Consider the following 20,260-nt stretch of genomic DNA (forward strand, 5'->3'; position numbering starts at 1 on the left):
TTGCTAAGTTTTTCTAATAATTGGATTTGTATTTTTGGGATTATCTAAATTATTAATTGTGAAATGACAAAATATATTGAGTTTTTGAAAAAGCGTTTAGCGGGGAAGAGACAGATTTTACCAGAGTGAATATCAGAAGTGCTGTATTGCTTTTAGCCATCCCTATGATGCTGGAAATGGCTATGGAGTCCGTATTTGCGCTTGTAGACCTTTATTTTGTCGGTCATCTGAAAGAAAGTGGTTTCGCTATTCAGACAGTTGGGCTTACCGAATCCGTACTTTCAGTAATGTATTCTATTGCGATAGGCATGAGTATGGCAGCAACGGCTCTGGTGGCAAGACGGATCGGGGAGAAAAATCCGGAGCAGGCTTCCAGAAGTGCTGCGCAGGTATTGCTTGTTTCCTTTGCTATTACGTTTATTTTAAGTTTACTGGGAGTGATCTATGCGGAAGAAATTCTGATTCTGATGGGGGCTAAACCAGAGGCTGCATATTATGGAAAGAATTTTACCAGGATTATGATGGGAAGCAGTACGATTATCATGCTTTTGTTTTTAATCAATGGGATTTTCAGAGGAGCAGGAAATGCGATGATTGCGATGAAAAGTTTATGGATTGCCAATATTGCCAATATTATTCTTTGTCCGGTTCTGATAAAAGGTCTGGGACCTGTGCCTGCTTTGGGATTGACTGGCGCTGCTCTGGCAACTACAATAGGGCGCAGCATAGGAGTTGTTTACCAATTATACCATCTGTTGGTGGCGGATACTCAGATAAGAATTAAACTTTCTTATTTTAAACCCAATTATGAATTGATCCAATCCATCATCAAAATTGCAACACCGGGAATTTTTCAGTTTGTCATTGCTTCATGCAGCTGGATTTTCCTTGCAGAATTGGTCGCAACAACCGGGGGCGAAAATGCTTCAGCCGGTTATCAGACTGCTTTGAGACTGATGATGTTCTTTATGCTTCCGGCCTGGGGATTGAGTAATGCAGCCTCCACTTTGGTAGGACAAAACATGGGAGCTAATGAAATGCTGAGAGCCGAACAGTCCGTAATGAAAACGGTGAAATATAATGTCATCTTTATGCTGGTGGTAAGCCTGATATTTATTTTTATGGGAAATTTTTAGTGGGCTTTTTCACTCAGGAAACTGCTATTAAAGACTTTGCCAAAAATGCCCTTCAGATTATGAGTACCGGATTTATTTTTTATGGAATCGGAATGGTGATGATCAATACATTCAATGGTGCAGGTGACACGTGGACACCAACCTGGGTTAATCTTTTTGGGTTCTGGCTGTTTCAGATTCCTCTGGCCTATTTTTTATCGAAATATTTTGAACTGGGTCCCAAAGGAGTCTTTATTTCAATTCCCGCTGCAGAAACCTTAATTACCATTGTCGCTTTTATTTTATTTAAAAAAGGAAAATGGAAAACGATAAAAGTTTAAGAGGGTGGGTGCCGGAAGCTGGACAAAAGAAGTCCTGGCAGCCTGAAATATTAAATAGCCTTTTGTTGGCAAAATGGAAAAAAAGATAAGTGATCTGCAGATTAAGAAACGAAACTGGTAACCTGATAATAACTTCCAGCCTCCCTCTCCCAGCTTCCCTTCTTAATTTATAAAATTTTAACAGCTTCATTAATAGTATTTATCGCTGTATTTTTTAATTCGTAAGACAAAAAATCAAGAAGAGGAAGGCTGGAAAAAGGAAGTCCTGGCAGCCTGAAATATTTAAATAGCCTTTTGTTGGCAAAATGAAAAAAAATAAGTGATCTGCAGATTAAGAAACGAAACTGGTAACCTGATAATAACTTCCAGCCTCCCTCTCCCAGCTTCCCTTCTTAATTTATAAAATTTTAACAGCTTCATTAATTGGATTTTAGCGCTGTATTTTCTAAATTCGTAGAACAACAAATACATCATACTATGGGAAAAGGTGACAAAAAATCAAGAAGAGGAAAGATTAATTCCGGAAGTTATGGTAAAAGAAGACCTAAAAAAGCCTCAAAATCTTTTGTAGCTTCTGAAGAAAAATCTAAAAAGTAATTAAAAATAAAAAGACCGAAGATTATTATCTCCGGTCTTTTTTATGAAAATTAAATTAATTATTTACCTCCAAGAATATTGCCAAGGATGCTGCCTAAGCCGCCACCTCCTTGTTGTTGGTTTCCACCGCCGCCCAATACACTTCCCAGTATATCGTTCAGTGGATTTCCTGATGACTGGGATTGCCCGCCGCCTAAAACGCTTCCAAGTATGTCATTTAAAGGATTAGACTGCTGAGTCTGAGCCTGGTTTGAAGCATTTCCAAGGATTCCTCCCAACAAATCTCCCAGGCCGCCTGCTCCTACATTATTTTGTTGCTTTTGCTGACCGATGTAACCCATTACAACAGGTGCAAGCATGGCAAGGATAGGTCCTATTTTGTCTATTGAAATCCCTGTGTTTTGTGACAGCTGGTTTTCAACAGTACTTTTTTGTCCGCCAAAGATATGATCAAGGATAGATCCACCTTCAGCCTGTCTTGCTTCAATTTGTGAAGCGTCATTTAAGATACTTCCGTTATGGTCTTTATCTAAAGCATTATTTAAAGCTTCTGCTTCTTTTGCATCCTGAGATTTATTTCTGAGATAAGAAATGATAAGAGGGGTCGCTACAGCTAATAGGGCGATCACCTGGTTTTTGCTGATTCCGAATTTGTTTTCAGCCTGTTCAGCAACCTGGTTGCCTGTATTCCCTGTAAGTAGGTCAATTAAACTCATTTTTGTGTTTATTAAGTATTAAGTACACCAAAGTTATCAAAAAATATGCCTCATAAAATGACCGCCTTTCATAATTATTGTTAAAGTTTTCTGATCTGATCTTCTGTATATCCTTTGCTTTTTAACAGCTTTATATATTCTACTGCACTAACGGTCATCCATTCAATAGGTTCTGGAGCCTGCTTTTTATCAATGGTGAATTCCAGAATACCTACATTGTTATTCATCCATGGAAGTATATAATAAGAGAGCCCGCCTTTATACTCCTTAAATGAATGGAACTCTTTTCCTTTCTCTGTTAAGAATATGACTTTATACAGCAAGAAATATCCCACAGGAATCAACAGGCAAACCCATGAAAATTTTCTTAGATGAGCATATTTGACAGAAGAGAGGCCATATCCTATAGACAAAGCAAAAATGATATTGAAAGGCAAAAAGAAAACATAATTGTCTGATACCGCATAAAACGTTGAAAATCCATACACACATACGGCTCCCGCAGCAAAAACAGAAAACATTTTTCTGTTGGTCTTGTACAATAGAAAAATTCCAGCGATACCAAAATAGGTGAACAGATTGAAATTATAAATAAGATATACGAAAGATTGAAAAAAATCCTTTACATATTGAATGAAATCTTTTTTCAGGGAATCTTCTACCCATGTTCCCTGGTCAGAACTATAAGGAGATTTGAAAGGAAGCCCCTGGGAGATATTCAGAATGAATAAAGAACTGAATAGCACAACAAAAATCAATAGTGAAGCTGCAGCATATTTTTTTCATTTCTGAAATAAAATAGAAAGATCAGTAAAGCTGGGATCAGGAGAATATTCTGAATATGTACCCATAAGCTTATCCCTAGAAATACACTGCTTAACAGGATATAGATTCTTTTGTTTTCTGTAAAACTTTTGATAACCGAAAAGAAAAAAAGGCTTACCCAAAACGAATTATAAGTATATACTTCCACGATTTCCGCATTTCTCCAAAAGGTAAAACTGAAACCAAATACAAAAGCAGCCGTAATAGAAGCCCATTCTGTTTTTGAAATACTTTTCACCGTGAGATAAATGACAGAAACTGTGGCGGCCCCTGAAGAAACTACTAAAAACCTGCTTGCTTCAATAGCGTTGATCCCTGCCAGATTTTTAATGAAAATAACAGTATTAATATATAAAAAGTGACTGGTTGCGGTAGCCGTTGTTTCCCATATGCCTTTTTCTGCACTCAGCACAAATCCCACACAGTCTGCAAAAGGAATTTTTGAAAAACTCCCGCAATAATAGATACCAAGAAAAATAATAAATAAAAATACGGCTGATAAAGATTTGTTCATATTAGTTCTTTACAATAGGAACATTAGAGCAAGCTTCTCCGAACATCAGGGATTTTACTATTGGTTTTAACTGTTCTACCAATTCAATATAAGCATTTTCAGGGATTTCTTTATCAGAGCAGCCTTTTACAAGCACTCTTTTTCCTCTCATTTCCTCAAAATCATAAGTCTGGATGGCATTATGCATTAAAATAACCTCCAGATCTTCGCGGCTTCCAAATACTATTTTCTTGGCTACATCCGTAAGTTTTGCCGTTAACACAAAATAAGCCCAAAGAGGAATAATAGTATCTACAGAATTGTAGATGTATATATAAGCATCTTTATATTGTTCAGTATCGATTGCGTCTACCTTTTCACGGAAATCTTTTTCTTTGAGGATCATCTCCTGGAAAAGAAAATCTTTAAGGTCAATACCCTTTCTTTCCCCTTTTGGCAGTAAAGTGGTAAGGTCAAAATTGATAAGGCCGCTTTCTGCAACTTTATTCCTGATTTCAAATTCTTCTGACATTTTTTATCATTATCTTTGAACAAATTTACGAATTAAGATCATATCTGTCTTAATTTGTTCTCTATCCTTACTATAGAAATGAAGTATTATATTATTGCAGGAGAAGCTTCCGGTGACTTGCATGGAAGCAACCTGATGAAAGCCTTGAAACATAAAGATCCCAATGCGGAATTCAGATTTTGGGGAGGTGATCTGATGAAAGCTCAGGGGGAACACTGGTAAAACATTATCGTGACCTTGCTTTTATGGGATTCCTGGAAGTTGTAATGAACCTCCGCACCATTCTGAATAATATTAAATTCTGTAAAGAGGATATTCAGAAGAACAGACCTGATGTTTTGATTCTGGTAGATTATCCGGGTTTTAACCTGAGAATTGCCAGATTTGCCAAAGAGCTTGGAATCAAGGTCGTTTATTATATTTCCCCACAGCTTTGGGCGTGGAAAGAAGGACGTGTAGAGATTATCAAAAAATATGTGGATGAAATGATGGTGATTCTTCCTTTTGAAGAGGATTTTTACAGAAAGCATGGTGTTCACTCTCATTTTGTAGGCCATCCTTTGCTGGATGCTATTTCAGATTTGCAGGAAATCAGTGTTGAAAAATTCAAATCGGAAAACGGACTCAATGAAAAAGAAATCATTGCTCTTTTACCGGGTTCCAGAGAACAGGAAGTGGAAAAGATGCTTGAAATGATGCTTTCTGTAAGACCGCAATTTCAGAACTATCAGTTTGTAATTGCCGGAGCGCCGAGCCTTCCGAAAGAATTTTATCAGAAATATGTGGATGATAATGTTCACTTTGTTTCCAATAAAACCTATGATTTGCTAAGATGTTCAAAAGCAGCTCTCGTAACTTCCGGAACGGCTACCCTGGAAACTGCTTTGCTGAACATTCCTGAAGTGGTGTGCTATCGCGGAAGCAAAATTTCTTATGCCATTGCAAAAAGACTGGTGAAAAATATCAATTACATTTCTCTGGTTAACCTGATTATGGATCGAGAAGTTGTGAAAGAACTGATTCAAAATGATCTGAATACTAAAAATCTGGTAGCAGAACTCAATAAAATTCTGGCAGGAGAAAAAAGAGAGCAGGTTCTGAATGACTACCATCTTCTGAGAGAAAAACTTGGTGGAAAAGGAGCCAGTGAACATGCTGCTGAGGTAATATTGAAAGTATAATTTTTACCAGGGTCTTTGAGAATTTAATTACTTTTTAACTATGAATTATTTTAACCGTTTCCTGTTATTACTGACCATTACATTATTTTTTTCAAACAGTTTTGCACAGCAGAATAACGAAAGAGATAAAGTCCAGATATTTTATTACGGCTGGTACGGAAATCCTGCAACAGACGGAAGCTATCATCACTGGAATCATGAGATCCTTCCTCATTGGAATAATCCGAAATGGAACAACCTGGGGCATCACAAAGGAGGAGATGATATTGGAGCTAATTTTTACCCGGCACTGGGAAATTACAGCTCCAATGACCCAAAGATCATTGAGAAGCATATGAAAATGATCAAGGATGCCGGGGTGGGAGTCGTTGTAGTAAGCTGGCTGGGAAAAGATTCGTTCACAGATAAGAGTCTTATCAAATATCTGGATATTGCAGACCGGTTTCATTTAAAAATAGCATTCCACATAGAGCCTTTCTATAAAAATACATCAGAATTAAAAGAGCAGCTTTCTTATCTCATAAAAACCTATTCTCAACACCATGCTTTCTATAAAAAAGAAGGGAAGCCCCTTTTTTATGTGTATGACAGCTATAAAATTCCCAAAGAAGAATGGAAAAAAATACTATCCGAAAATGGGGAGAAAACAGTCAGGAATACAGATTTAGATGCTGTTTATATCGGGCTTTGGGTTGAAAAGGATGATGCTGAATTTTTTGATTCGTCAGGATTTGACGGTTTCTATACCTATTTTGCCAGCGAAGGCTTTGTGTATGGAAGTACTGTTGCCAACTGGGATTTTATGGCTGGTTTTGCCAAAGAGCATCACCTGATTTTTATCCCTTGTGTCGGGCCGGGTTATTCGGATACAAGAATACGTCCGTGGAATGAAGCCAACTTCAAAAGCAGAAACAATGGAAAGTATTACGAAAATATGTTTGATGCTGCCATTAAAGTTAATCCGGATTTCATTGGAATCACATCATTCAACGAATGGCATGAAGGAACACAGATAGAGCCAGCTGTTCCTAAAAAGGCAGGGGATTTCAAATACGAAGATTATGGGAAAGATCCTTTATTTTATATTAAAGAAACAAAGCGTTTGACGGATAAATTTCTGAAAAAGAAATAGCATACTTTCAAACGTAATTTTTATAAAAATAAATTAAGCGTTCTGTTGACATCTTTGATGGATAACGGGACGCTTATCAATTATTTAGGAGATCATAAATCATTTATTAATTATCTACTTTTTACAGATAATTAACTGGAATTGCAAAAACAGCCTCTTCTTATTCTCGCAGTATGTTTTATTCTTGGAATTTTTTTCAGGATAAAATGATGTTGGCAGAATGCACTATTTATTGGACTGCCGCAATTTGTTTGCTTCTTCTGATCTTAATATGCTTCCATTCTTATTTTCTGTACAAAACCAAACCCGTTTTACTGATGCTTTTGTTTTTTGGAGCAGGAATTATTCTTCATTTTTATAATTCCTTTTCATCAGGTGAACATTTGCAGGTAAAGCAAAAAGACATAATAATTTTTAAGATTTCTCAAAAACTGAGCTCTACTGAAAAATATAGAAAATATGAAGGAACAACACAAACTGGAAACAAAAGTTTACATTCAATTTTTTATGTTCCAAGAGATTATAAAGAGCTGAATTTTATTCATTATTACAAGACTGAGGCTTATATTACGCAGCCTGAAGCTCCTCAATATGATTTTCAGTTTGATTACACCCGGTATCTCGGAAGAAAGCATATTTATTATCAGATTTATATTTCAAAAGAGATCGGATCTGCAGGGCGGGATGATTTAATAATTACAGATAAGCTGCGGCAATACAGGTTTACAGTTCTCAATAGAATTGATGAAACCGGAATGTCAGGAAAAAGCAAAGAATTTTTAAAAGGCATTATTCTCGCAGACCGTACAGAAATTGATGCAGATACTGTCAGGGATTTCAATAAGTCAGGGCTGGTTCACTTTTTGGCGATCTCCGGAACCCATATCGTTGTGATCTTTGGAATGCTTTACTTTTTGCTGATCCGTTTTACTCCATTAAGATTCAGAAAATATGCAGTAACTATCAGTTTGGCTTTTATCTGGATGTTTGCTGCTTTTATTGGATTTGGAAATTCGGTTCTGCGTTCGTGTATTATGCTGAGCGTTTATTTTATCTTCATGTTGCTTCAACGGAAGCCGGATTTGCTTCATTCATTGGCTTTATCAGCCTTTTTTATTTTAATTGCAGATACACAACAGCTTTTTGATATAGGATTTCAGCTTAGCTTTTTAGCCGTTTTGGGGATTTATTGGCTGAATCAGCCCTTTTTAAAATATTTTCCCAAACAGGATAATTATATTAAAAAAATACTGTTTAATACCATTACAATATCTCTGTCAGCTCAGCTGGCAACATTACCTGTGGTACTGTATTACTTTCATCAGTTTTCATTGGTCTCGATCCTTGCGAATTTTGTTATTGTTCCCTTTTCTGAAATCATCATTGTTTTTTCATTCTTAATGACCGCGCTCATTTCTGCCAGCGCTGATTTTGAATTGATAAACCGGGTCTATGATTGGGTTATTCATATTTTACTCAAGGCGATCCATTGGTTTGCTGAGGCAGATGTATTGTTCTTTGAAAATATTCCGATGAATGGGATGGAAGTACTGTCAGTTTCAGCAGCCGTTTTTTTATTAAGATCTTTGATGCTGAAATTCAATTTTAAAAACTCAATGGCATTGATGATGGCTGTTTTAGTATTTCTGATGATAAGAACAGGAAGTACGGCTTTTGAAAACCGGAAAGAAGAAATACTGGTTCATACCTTTGGTAAAAATAAAATTCTCTCCATAAAAACGGGGAACAAAGTGTCTTTCTGGATTTCGGATATGAAAAATGAGGCGAAGATTCTACGGTATGTTATCAACCCTTATTGTGCATCCAGAAGGGTGGGCGGTTTTGAAATAAAAAGCATGTCATCTTCTGCCCAAAAAGCAGTTTTCAGAGATAAAATTTATGATCTGAAATAATGGTTCTTAAGTTAGAAATTTTCCCGCATCTATAATGGATAAATTCTTATTTAGAAAGATTACAAACTGTCTAATTGTGAGATTTCTCACTTTTTGATATTGTTAAACTTTCTTAATTTTGTGGAAATTCAAATTTAAACTTATATGGCAGGTTTAACGAGTTCTACGATAGGTAGAAAATATGCTATGGCATTATCAGCTCTATTTTTGCTGATTTTTCTTATACTGCATTTGACGACCAATTTGTTATCAGTTCTGAATCGTGATGCATTCAATACAGCATCAGATTTTATGGGCTATAATCCTTTTGTGCAGTTCTTAATGCAGCCTATTCTTGGTTTTGCAGTAATTTTCCATTTCATTATGGGGTTTGTATTGGAGATCAAGAATAATAAAGCGCGTCCGATCAAGTACGCATCTAACAATCCTTCTGTGAACTCTTCATGGATGTCCAGAAATATGATTATTTCAGGAGCTGTTGTTTTAGCTTTTTTAGTGCTTCACTTTTACGATTTCTGGTTACACGAGATCAACTACAAGTATGTAGAAGTTTTGACTCCTGATGCAGAACGTTTCTGGCCGGAGCTTCATGAGAAGTTTGCGGATATCTGGAGAGTCGCTTTGTATGTAATTGCTTTTGTTTTATTAGGCTTACACTTAGCTCACGGATTCCAGTCTTCATTCCAGTCTATTGGAGCAAGACATCCAAAATATACACCGGTAATCAAAGCTTTCGGAAAATGGTATTCAATCCTTATTCCTGCAGGGTTTATTTTTATCGCAATTTTTCACTTTGTAACTCAATAATATCAATATACTAATATGAGTAAATTAGATTCAAAAATTCCAGCGGGTCCTTTAAAGGATAAATGGAAAAATCATAAAGACCATATGAACCTTGTTGCACCAAACAACAGAGATAAGATTGATATTATTGTTGTAGGTACAGGTTTGGCAGGAGGTTCTGCAGCAGCTACATTAGCTGAGCAAGGCTATAACGTAAAAGCATTCTGCTATCAGGATTCTCCAAGAAGAGCTCACTCTATTGCAGCTCAGGGAGGGATCAACGCAGCTAAGAATTATCAGGGAGACGGTGACTCTACTTATAGATTATTCTATGATACCATCAAAGGTGGCGACTATAGAGCAAGAGAGGCCAACGTTTACAGATTAGCTGAAGTTTCTGCAAATATTATTGACCAGTGTGTTTCCCAGGGGGTTCCTTTCGGTAGAGATTACGGAGGTCAGTTAGATAACCGTTCATTTGGTGGGGTTCAGGTAAAAAGAACTTTCTATGCAAAAGGACAAACCGGACAGCAGTTATTATTAGGTGCTTATTCTGCAATGAGCCGTCAGATCGGTAAAGGTAGAATCAAAATGTACAACCGTCATGAAATGATGGATCTTGTAATTGTTGACGGAAAAGCAAGAGGAATCATCGCAAGAAACCTTGTAACAGGTGAAATCGAAAGACATTCTGCCCACGCTGTAGTTATTGCTTCGGGAGGATACGGAAACGTATATTTCCTTTCTACCAACGCAATGGGATCGAACGTTTCTGCAGCATGGAAAATTCACAAGAAAGGAGCTTACTTCGCAAATCCTTGCTATGTACAGATTCACCCGACTTGTATTCCTGTTCACGGAACACAGCAGTCTAAACTGACTTTGATGTCTGAATCATTAAGAAACTCAGGAAGAATCTGGGTTCCTAAAAAGATTGAAGATTCTGTGGCCATCAGAGAAGGTAAACTGAGACCTGAAAATATTAAAGAAGAAGACAGAGATTATTATTTGGAAAGAAGATATCCTGCATTCGGTAACCTTGTACCTAGAGACGTTGCTTCAAGAGCTGCTAAGGAAAGATGTGATGCCGGATTCGGAATTGAAAATAATGACACCAAAGAAGGCGTTTACCTTGATTTCTCTACAGAGATCATGAAGAAAGGTAGAGAAGCCGCTATCGAAAAACATATTCATAACCCAACAGATCAGCAGATCTATGACCTTGGTAAGAAGTGGGTAGAGGAGAAATACGGTAACTTATTCGTAATGTACGAAAAAATTACAGCAGATGATCCTTACAAAACTCCAATGAAGATCTATCCTGCAGTTCACTATACAATGGGTGGTGTATGGGTTGATTATAACCTTCAGTCTACAATTCCTGGATGTTTCGTAATCGGTGAGGCCAACTTCTCAGATCACGGTGCAAACAGACTTGGTGCTTCTGCATTGATGCAAGGTCTTGCTGACGGGTATTTTGTACTTCCGTACACGATTGCAGATTACCTTTCTGCAGATATCAGAACAGGAGCTATTCCTACCAATTCAGGAGCGTTTGACGAAGCTGAAAAAGGAATTAAAGAGAAAATTGATTTCTTCTTAAATAATAAAGGAACTCATTCAGTAGACTATTTCCATAAGAAACTGGGGCACATTATGTGGAACAAAGTAGGTATGGGAAGAACTCCTGAAGGGTTGAGAGAAGCAATCAAAGAAATCGAAGAAGTAAGAAACGATTTCTGGAAAAACGTAAAAGTACCTGGTGAAGGAGAAGGGATGAACACTGAGCTTGAAAAAGCATTCAGAGTAGCAGACTTCCTGGAACTTGGACAATTAATGGCTATCGATGCACTACACAGAAATGAATCTTGTGGTGGACATTTCCGTGAAGACCATTCAACTCCGGACGGAGAAGCGGAAAGAGATGACGTAAACTACAAATACGTCGGAGCTTGGGAATATCAGGGAGCAGATATCAACGCGGAAGTGTTGCATAAAGAAGAACTGATCTACGAGAACATCGAGGTTAAAACTAGAAGTTATAAATAATCTCCAACCTATAAATATAACATTATGAGTGCAAAAAAGGCTTACATCTTACGCTGAAAATTTGGAGACAAAAAAATAGTAAAACTAAAGGTCAGTTTGAGACCTATAAAATATCAGATGTATCTACAGACTCTTCATTTTTAGAGATGCTGGATATCCTGAACGAAAATTTAATTAACGAAGGTAAAGAACCTATCGCTTTCGATCACGACTGCCGTGAAGGGATCTGCGGAATGTGTTCCCTTTACATCAATGGTAGAGCTCACGGGCCGGATACAGGGATCACTACCTGCCAGCTTCACATGAGAATGTTCAAAGATGGTGAAACAATCGTTATTGAACCATGGAGAAGTGCTGCTTTCCCGGTTATCAAAGACTTAATGGTAGACAGAAGCGCATTCGACAGAGTAATGGCAGCAGGTGGTTTCATTTCTGTGAATACTTCTGGTAATACATTGGATGCTAACGCTATTCCGGTTCCGAAAGAAGATGCAGACAGAGCAATGGATGCTGCGGCTTGTATCGGATGTGGTGCCTGTGTAGCTACCTGTAAAAACGGATCTGCAATGCTTTTCGTAGGAGCTAAGGTTTCTCAGTATGCATTGCTTCCTCAAGGTAGAGTAGAAGCTAAGAGAAGAGTTCTGAACATGGTGAAAGCTATGGATGAAGAAGGATTTGGTAACTGTTCAAACACTGGTGCATGTGAAGTAGAATGTCCTAAAGGGATTTCTCTTGAAAATATCGCAAGAATGAACAGAGAATACATGGCTGCTCTTGTAGATCAAGGATAGAATTGATTCAAATACATAGAAAATCGCCTTCATTTTGGAGGCGATTTTTTTATGATAGGGATTAGCCTGTTAAAGTTTGTTAACTTATTGACTGGTTTTTGCTATTCTTTATTTATTAAGTATATATTTGGAGCGTAGTTGAATGGTTTTCAGAAAACACTTTCAATTGCTTTTTACCATGAAAAAGAGATTGTTAAACAATGCAAATCCCGCTTTTGAACGGTAATAATAAAATTTTTAAAAAAATAAATAGTGTGAATTAGCAAGCCCTAAAAAGCGTATTTTTGTGTAATATTAAAAATTGAAATGAAAAAATATCTTTTATTGTTTATCATCACATTTTTTGTGATGTCTTGTTCAAAAAAAGTAGAAGTAAAAGGAAAAATTACTGGAAGCTCACCTTTAGAAAGAATTGAATTTGTAGAAGCTTCAGGGGTAGGAACCCTGCCTTTAATTAATATTGGTCTGGATAAAGACGGAAACTTTTCAGGAAATTTTGACGCTCCTAAAGACGGGATGTACGTGATCAACTATGCAGGCAGACAAAACCTGATCTATCTTGAAGGAGGACAAAAAGTAAATATCTCTGGAAACGGGGCTACTTTCCCAAATGAATTCGTAATTACCGGAGATGCTAAGAAAAATAATGATTTCCTTACAGCTACTCAGAAATTTTTAGCTGACTATGGTACTAAAGTTAACTTACAGGTATTAATGAGTGGAGATGAAGCTGCATTTCTGAAAGGAATGCACAAAATTGAAACTGATATTAATAAAAATGTAGATGATCTTGCAAAAAAGAATAATCCAAGTAAAGCACTTTTAGAATGGAAGAAAAACGATGTGAAAGTAACCATTCTTAATTTACTTGCCAACTATGAAATGTCTCATGGACCAATGTCCGGAAATCCTTCTTACAAAGCTTCCAAGGCTTTCAAAGATTACGAAACTCAGTTAGAAACCGACAAAGATACGATGGTAAAAACCATTCCTCTTTACAGACAATATCTTCTTGTAAAAATGACTCCGGATTTCCAGAAATATGCTGAAGCCAACAGCAAAGGAAAAACAGGAATTACAACTTCTGAGATGTTCGCTCAGTATTTAAAAACAAAGAAAGATTTATCTCAGACTGCAAAGGATTATCTTTTGGCATTTGTAATGGCTCAGGCTGATATTCATCCTACAACTCCTGCTGCAAATATTGACAAGATTAAAAAGATTATCGATTCAGATATTAAAGATGCTACGATTAAAAGTGACCTTTTAAAAATGCAGGTTGCTATTACAGGACTTAAAATTGGTGAAGCGGCTCCTGAAGCGGCTTTGGTAAAGCAAGACGGAAAGGCTTATAAACTTTCTGAAAACAAAGGAAAACCTTATATGCTGTTCTTCTATGCTTCATGGAATCCTTACATCAGCGAAGCTACAGTACCTGTATTGAAAGAAGTGGTGAACTTCTATAAGTCTAAAATGAATTTTGTATATGTAAACGTTGACGATACAAAAGACCAGTTCATTAAAACAAGCAACGCTTTGTTGAAAGGAATTCAGGGAGTGAATGTTTACGGAGAAGGAGGCCTGAACTCTGATATCGCAAAGAAATACGGGGTATACGGATTCAAATTACCTTGCTTTGTCATCATTGATAAAGACGGTAAAATCGCCAGCAGATCATTTGTGAACCTTGGTGAGCAGGAATTAGTGACTATTCTGGATAAGCAAACAGGCCTTTCTGCACCAAAAGTAGATCCGAATGCTCAAATGCAGCCACAATTGCAGCTTGATCCTTCTGCGGCACAGCAGCAAGCTCCACAGCCAGCAAATCCGCAGCCGGCTCCGACAAAATAATAAACTTTAACACAGTATAGAAACCTTATCTGCGGATAAGGTTTTTTTATTGTATTTTTGCAAACTGAAACGTAAGGTTTCAATTAGGAAAATAGAAAATTTTAGAATGAGCAGGAAGAAAAAAGAGATATAGTTCTTGAAAATATAAAGCTGTTAACAGCCGGTGCAAAAGGCGTGGCAATTGGAAGAACAGACGAAGGTAAGACTGTAATGGTCTCAGGTGCAATTCCAGGTGATGTTGTCAATGTGAGAGTGAAAAAAGCGAAGTCAAAATATTATGAAGGCGAAGCTGTGGAAGTGCTTGAGAAATCACCTTACAGGGTTGAACCTAAATGTGTTCATTTCGGTACCTGCGGAGGGTGTAAGTGGCAGAATATGAGCTATGAAAAACAGCTTGATTTTAAGCAGGAAGAAGTATACAATAATATTAAAAGAATAGGCGGTATTGATGCTTTTGAAACCGTGCCGATTCTAGGATCTGAGGAGCAATATTTTTACAGAAATAAAATGGAGTTTTCTTTCTCCAATGCAAGATGGCTTACCCAGTACGAAATCAGCTCTGAAGAGAATTTCGGAAGCAAAGATGCTCTAGGTTTCCATATCCCGGGAATGTGGAGCAAAATTCTTGACCTGAAAGAATGTTTCCTTCAGGAAGATCCTTCCAATGCAATAAGACTGGCAGTAAAAGAATATGGAGTAAACAATGGTCTGGACTTCTTTGATGTGAGAAATCAGGAAGGGTTTTTAAGAACCTTAATGATGAGACAGAATTCCAAAGGAGAATGGATGGTTCTTTTCCAGCTTTACAGGGAAGAAAAAGAAAACAGAGAAAAGCTTTTTGAATTCCTATTAGAGAAATTCCCTCAGATTAAAACGTTGGTGTATGCTATCAACTCTAAACAGAATGATTCTATTTATGATTTAAATATTGAAGTATATTTTGGGGAAGGATACCTTATGGAAGAAATGGACGGACTGCAGTTTAAGATCGGTCCGAAATCATTCTTTCAGACCAACTACAAGCAGGCTTTGGAACTGTATAGAAAAACCCTGGAGTTCGCAGACCTGAAAGGAGATGAAGTGGTGTATGACCTTTATACAGGAACGGGTACTATTGCACAGTATGTGGCAAGAAATGCAAAACAGGTAATCGGAATAGAATCCGTACAGGAAGCGATAGATGCAGCGATAGAACATGCTGCATTGAACGGACTTACCAACACAACGTTCTATTGCGGAGATATGAAAGATATTTTCAATGATGAATTTATGGCTAACCATCCTAAAGCAGATGTGTTAATCACGGATCCTCCAAGAGACGGAATGCACCAGAAAGTTGTGGAACAGATCTTAAAACTTTCACCGGAAAAAGTAGTTTATGTAAGCTGTAATTCTGCAACACAGGCAAGAGACCTTGCTTTGATGAAAGAACATTATACTTTAGTAAAGATCTTACCGGTAGATATGTTCCCGCAGACACACCATGTCGAGAACATCGCATTGCTGGTTAAAAAATAAATTATTTAAATTTGAATTTCCAAATCTTACTATGAAGTACTTTAAATTTCTCATTGCAATCTGTTTTTTAGGGATGCTTTTTTCCTGTGGCGGTGATGATGATATCTGTGAAAGCGGAGAAGGAACTCCCAGAATGAAGGTAGGCTTCAGGACACTGGCAAGCGGAAAAGATACCACCATAGATACTTTGTATGTATCAGTAGACTATGGCGCAGGAAAGGTGGATCTGGGAAAACTTGCAAACATTGATTCCAGGTTAATTCCTTTACGTGTAGACAACTCACCGTATACAGACGTTTATTTCAAAACCAGATTCAAAGGCCCCGAGTCTCATGTAAGAATCGGGTATAGTACAAAGTCAACCTATGTATCTCCTGGATGTGGGATCAAAAAACTTATGAAAATTTAACTTCAGAATTAGTAACTCCGAATCCTGTTCTGAAACTGGAAGCCGGACAAAATCAAATAGAGAATGAAGACAAGACTAATCTTTACCTTTCTTTTTAGTTTATTGGGAATAATAAGCTGGGCACAAGAGAAAAAAGGAAGCAGAGAAGAAAGTTCATGAGAAATATGAGCCTAATTTTATGGTTGGGCTTGATGTATTGAATACCGGAGTTGGGTTCTTTTCGGACAGAAAGCTGTATCAGGGATTTATTTCTTCGAAAATCAGAGGAAATGTACACGCCATTGCAGAGGCTGGTTTTGAAAAAAATATATACCAGAAGAATGGTTATGATGCTAAAGTAAATGGTCCTTTCGTTAAGTTGGGTGCATTCTATATGCTGGCAAAAGATGCGGAAAATGAATTCAACGGATTTTATGCAGGAGGGAAGGCTGCCGGATCATTCTACAACCAGGAATATATGGCAGTACCAGTTCGTGGATTTGGAGGAAGTAACTCTTCTGAAGCTTTTCCTTCATCATCACAGTCTTCTTTCTGGCTTGAGGGGACTATAGGCGGCAGAGTGCAGTTATTCAATTCCAACTTCTATATTGACGTGAATCTTCAGCCAAGATATTTGGTATACACTTCCAAGCAGGATGATATCTCTCCAATGATTGTTCCCGGATTCGGAAGAAGTTCTTCAAAGTTTAATATGGGATTTGCATGGAATATTGCCTATAAGTTTTAAAAATAGCCATCCTTAACTTTTAAAATATATAAAATACAAACTTCAGTACATTCTGGAGTTTGTATTTTTTTTAATGAATAAGCTTGAAGGGTGTATAATATTAAAAAATATTAACTTATTTTATCTGTGTGAGTTATAAATTAGCTATATTTGGCGAAAATTATAATTGTGTTTTAATTTATGAAAAGAGTATTTACTGCTTTAATGTTTACTTTTATAGGAGGAGCAGTGTTCGGCCAATGGACACCAACTTCTTTTAAAAAAGGAGACGATAACAAAAGAAGTACAGGATTTAGAGTAGATCAATCTAATGTAAGAGGTAATGGGTACTATAAGTTAGACCTGAACTTACTGAGATCTCAGCTGAAGAATGCACAGGAAATGGGAGCAAATTCCACTCCTGTAGTAATTTCTCTTCCTACTATGAGTGGGAAGATTGAAAGATTTAATGTATACAGTTTTCCAGTGGTTGTAAAAGAACTGGCAGATAAGTATGAACTAGGATCTTATGTTGGAACAAGTGTTGATGATCCAACCAAGTATTTAAGATTCAGTATTGCTCCTAATGATTTTCAGTCAATGATCATTCATGGAGACAAGTATGAATTTATTGACCCTGCTTCTGCAGATAAAACAGTTTATGCTGTTCACCCGAAAACAAAAAAGGAAAAGAATGGGTTCTTATGTTCTACAGAAGAATCTCCTGCTGCTAAGAAGGAAATAGATGCTTTACTAAAAAACGGACAGTCATTCTCAAACCAGCCAACAATTTTTAATAAGAGTTCTGATAAAAAATACAGAACAATGAGATTGGCAATGTCTGTTACAGGTGAGTATACCCAGTACTTTATGACGCTTGCAGGTGTACCTGCTACCGCTACAGATGACCAGAAAAGAGCTCCTGCACTGGTTGCTATCAATAATACTTTAACAAGAGTAAACGGAGTTTTTGAAAAAGATTTTGCATTGCATTTGAATTTACAGAATTTCCCAAATGTAATTTATATTGATCCGGCTACAGATCCATATGCCGCTGCTGCAACCGGGGCACAAGGTGCATGGAACGGACAGCTGCAAGCAGCTTTGACAGCCAATGTTGGAAATGAAAACTATGATATCGGGCACTTATTCGGTAAATCTGGAGGTGGAGGAAACGCCGGATGTATCGGATGTGTATGTGTTAATCCTACCACTACAGTTCCTAAAGGGAAAGGTTCAGGGTTTACTTCTCCTGCAAACGGAATTCCATCAGGTGATAGCTTTGATATCGACTATGTTGCACACGAGATGGGGCACCAGTTAGGAGCTAACCATACCTTCTCTCATAATATTGAAGGAAGTGGAGTAAATATGGAACCTGGTTCAGGATCTACCATTATGGGATATGCAGGGATTACTGGTCCTGATACAGATATTCAGCCAAATTCTGATGCTTATTTCCATAAAGCAAGTATCGGGCAGGTTCAGGCTAACTTAATCGCAAAAACCTGTGATGTGGAGACTACAATTACCAACAATCCACCGGTAATTAATGATCTTCCAACATATACTATTCCTAAGGGGACTGCTTTTGCTTTAACGGGTACTGCTACAGATCCTGAAAATGATCCGATGACTTATTCTTGGGAAGAAGTAGATGACGCAACCCTTTCTATTGATAAATATAACTTAGGAAATACTACGTCAGGAGCTTCATTCAGATCGGTTGCTCCAAGCACAAGCCCAACAAGATACTTCCCGAAATTTACATCCGTAATGAGTGGAGTATTGAATAATGCAAACAATACCTGGGAAGCTGTATCTACTAAAGCAAGAACTACAAAATTCGCATTAACAGTAAGAGATAATAATCCTGTTGTATCTCAACAGCAATCAGCTTTTAAAGTTCAGACAATTGTTGTAGGAGATAATGGCCCTTTCAGATTAGCTAACCAATATGCTGATGTAAATACTCCAACTCCGGTTCAGTGGATTGTTGCTAATACCAATGCAGCTCCTTATAATGTTGCTAATGTAAAAATTGACTATACTACAGATAACGGAACAACCTGGACTGTACTATCTGCTTCAACTCCTAATGACGGATCTGAAAACTTTACTTTCCCTTCTTCATTGAACGGTCAGACTATTAAGGTAAGAGTTTCTTCAATAGGGAATGTATTCTATGCTGTAGGGCCTGTTAGTATTGCGCCTCTATCTGCATGTAGCAGTGCTGCGCCAACTAATGTTGCTGTAAGTAATATTACTGTATCTTCTGCAAGTGTATCTTGGATGTCTTATACCGGAGCAACGTATAAAGTACGTTACAGAAAGGTAGGTACAACTGTATGGACTGAAGCTGATACAGCAGTTCCTTCAATCAACTTAAGTAATTTAATTGATGGTACAACATATGAAGTTCAGGTAGCTTTAGTTTGTGGTACTGTAGTAGGGACATATTCTGCTTCTGTAAACTTCAGTACGCCTGCAGTTACTTATTGTTCAGCTTCTACAACTGATACGAGCTATGAGTATATTGCAAATGTAACACTTGCCAATATAAATAATACTTCTGCAAGCAGTACATATACAAACTATACAACGAATTCAGCACTTCAGATTAACATGACAAAAGGAAATGTTTATCCTATGTCTGTTACGGTTGGAAACCCTGATGCTGCAGATTATGATACAGTAGCTGCATTTATTGATTTTAACAAGGATGGTGTGTTCAGTGATTCTGAAAGAGTACTGAATTACCCTGTAGCATTAACACAACCATCAACTGTAGTTAGTGGAAATGTTGCAATTCCAGCTGATGCAGTAGAAGGACAGCCGTTAAGAATGAGAGTGGTAGCTTTCTATGTAGGTGCTGGTACTGGAAACGGAAATGTTGGTCTGTCATTACCTACAGATTATATATGTGGAGATAATTTTGACTACGGAGAAGTTGAAGACTATAACGTAGTTATTACAGGTAACCTTGCTACTGCTGAAACTGCTGTTAAAAATAATGGTATTCAGATTTATCCAAATCCGGTAAGTGATATTCTAAACGTTACTAAGGTTTCAGATAAAGCAACTTATAAAATTTATAGTGCAGCCGGACAATTAGTAGATAAAGGAAATATCAATAATGGAAAAGTAAATGTTTCTACTTTAGTTAAAGGTGGTTACGTAATTACAATAGATGATAAAGGAATTGAGCAATTCAAATCTAAATTCATTAAGAAATAAAGATAACCTTTAAATATTAGCAAATCCCCGGAAATCTCCGGGGATTTCTTTATTTAAAGCATAAAGAG

At 37.2% G+C, this 20,260-nt stretch carries 15 protein-coding genes and 2 pseudogenes; 13 read left to right on the forward strand and 4 right to left on the reverse strand.

Going from position 1 to position 20,260, the window contains the following annotated elements:
• Positions 1-80: 80 nt before the first annotated feature.
• Both OWR28_RS04750 and OWR28_RS04755 read left to right on the forward strand, forming a co-directional pair.
• A pseudogene (locus OWR28_RS04750) lies at positions 81-1,456 on the forward strand (MATE family efflux transporter); the annotation flags it as partial.
• A 477-nt stretch (positions 1,457-1,933) separates the two neighbouring features.
• Positions 1,934-2,053 (forward strand): 30S ribosomal protein THX, encoded by a 120-nt coding sequence (locus tag OWR28_RS04755; protein ID WP_002976304.1) that lies wholly within the window; start codon positions 1,934-1,936, stop codon positions 2,051-2,053.
• A 59-nt stretch (positions 2,054-2,112) separates the two neighbouring features.
• Here OWR28_RS04755 and OWR28_RS04760 read toward each other — a convergent pair whose 3' ends face one another.
• The 4 genes from OWR28_RS04760 to OWR28_RS04775 form a co-directional block, all read right to left on the reverse strand.
• Positions 2,113-2,769 (reverse strand): DUF937 domain-containing protein, encoded by a 657-nt coding sequence (locus tag OWR28_RS04760; RefSeq protein ID WP_233333673.1) that lies wholly within the window; start codon positions 2,767-2,769, stop codon positions 2,113-2,115.
• 80 nt (positions 2,770-2,849) lie between these two features.
• A complete protein-coding gene (locus OWR28_RS04765) occupies positions 2,850-3,527 on the reverse strand; it encodes a hypothetical protein (protein WP_332385684.1) in 678 nt (225 codons plus the stop codon).
• Entirely contained in the window at positions 3,524-4,108 is a 585-nt protein-coding gene (locus OWR28_RS04770) for a protein O-mannosyl-transferase family (RefSeq protein ID WP_332385685.1), read from the reverse strand. The genes OWR28_RS04765 and OWR28_RS04770 overlap by 4 nt, the downstream gene beginning before the upstream one ends.
• 1 nt (position 4,109) lies before the next feature.
• Positions 4,110-4,619: a DUF2480 family protein gene (locus OWR28_RS04775; protein ID WP_332385686.1), complete on the reverse strand. Its 510-nt coding sequence runs from the start codon at positions 4,617-4,619 to the stop codon at positions 4,110-4,112.
• A 78-nt stretch (positions 4,620-4,697) separates the two neighbouring features.
• Here OWR28_RS04775 and lpxB point away from each other — a divergent pair.
• From lpxB to OWR28_RS04830, 11 genes and pseudogenes are all read left to right on the forward strand, one after another.
• Positions 4,698-5,800, forward strand: a pseudogene (lpxB, locus tag OWR28_RS04780) (lipid-A-disaccharide synthase).
• A 40-nt stretch (positions 5,801-5,840) separates the two neighbouring features.
• Entirely contained in the window at positions 5,841-6,932 is a 1,092-nt protein-coding gene (locus OWR28_RS04785) for a glycoside hydrolase family 99 protein (RefSeq protein ID WP_332385687.1), read from the forward strand.
• Between the two features lie 209 nt (positions 6,933-7,141).
• Entirely contained in the window at positions 7,142-8,845 is a 1,704-nt protein-coding gene (locus OWR28_RS04790) for a ComEC/Rec2 family competence protein (protein WP_332385829.1), read from the forward strand.
• 144 nt (positions 8,846-8,989) lie between these two features.
• Complete coding sequence (locus tag OWR28_RS04795; RefSeq protein WP_002976313.1) at positions 8,990-9,652, forward strand: succinate dehydrogenase cytochrome b subunit; 663 nt, start codon at positions 8,990-8,992, stop codon at positions 9,650-9,652.
• 15 nt (positions 9,653-9,667) lie between these two features.
• On the forward strand, positions 9,668-11,680 hold the full coding sequence (locus tag OWR28_RS04800) for a fumarate reductase/succinate dehydrogenase flavoprotein subunit (RefSeq protein ID WP_002976315.1): 2,013 nt from the start codon (positions 9,668-9,670) through the stop codon (positions 11,678-11,680).
• Between the two features lie 53 nt (positions 11,681-11,733).
• Positions 11,734-12,471: a succinate dehydrogenase/fumarate reductase iron-sulfur subunit gene (locus OWR28_RS04805; RefSeq protein WP_332385830.1), complete on the forward strand. Its 738-nt coding sequence runs from the start codon at positions 11,734-11,736 to the stop codon at positions 12,469-12,471.
• 306 nt (positions 12,472-12,777) lie between these two features.
• Positions 12,778-14,322: a TlpA disulfide reductase family protein gene (locus OWR28_RS04810; protein ID WP_332385689.1), complete on the forward strand. Its 1,545-nt coding sequence runs from the start codon at positions 12,778-12,780 to the stop codon at positions 14,320-14,322.
• 129 nt (positions 14,323-14,451) lie between these two features.
• A complete protein-coding gene (gene rlmD, locus OWR28_RS04815) occupies positions 14,452-15,840 on the forward strand; it encodes a 23S rRNA (uracil(1939)-C(5))-methyltransferase RlmD (RefSeq protein ID WP_332385831.1) in 1,389 nt (462 codons plus the stop codon).
• Between the two features lie 31 nt (positions 15,841-15,871).
• On the forward strand, positions 15,872-16,249 hold the full coding sequence (locus tag OWR28_RS04820) for a hypothetical protein (protein ID WP_332385690.1): 378 nt from the start codon (positions 15,872-15,874) through the stop codon (positions 16,247-16,249).
• 178 nt (positions 16,250-16,427) lie between these two features.
• Positions 16,428-16,976 (forward strand): DUF6048 family protein, encoded by a 549-nt coding sequence (locus OWR28_RS04825; protein WP_494168426.1) that lies wholly within the window; start codon positions 16,428-16,430, stop codon positions 16,974-16,976.
• A gap of 180 nt (positions 16,977-17,156) precedes the next feature.
• Entirely contained in the window at positions 17,157-20,192 is a 3,036-nt protein-coding gene (locus OWR28_RS04830) for a reprolysin-like metallopeptidase (RefSeq protein WP_332385691.1), read from the forward strand.
• Positions 20,193-20,260 lie beyond the last annotated feature (68 nt).

This window comes from Chryseobacterium sp. 1B4, assembly GCF_036631475.1.
In the GTDB taxonomy this organism is placed as follows: Bacteria; Bacteroidota; Bacteroidia; order Flavobacteriales; family Weeksellaceae; genus Chryseobacterium.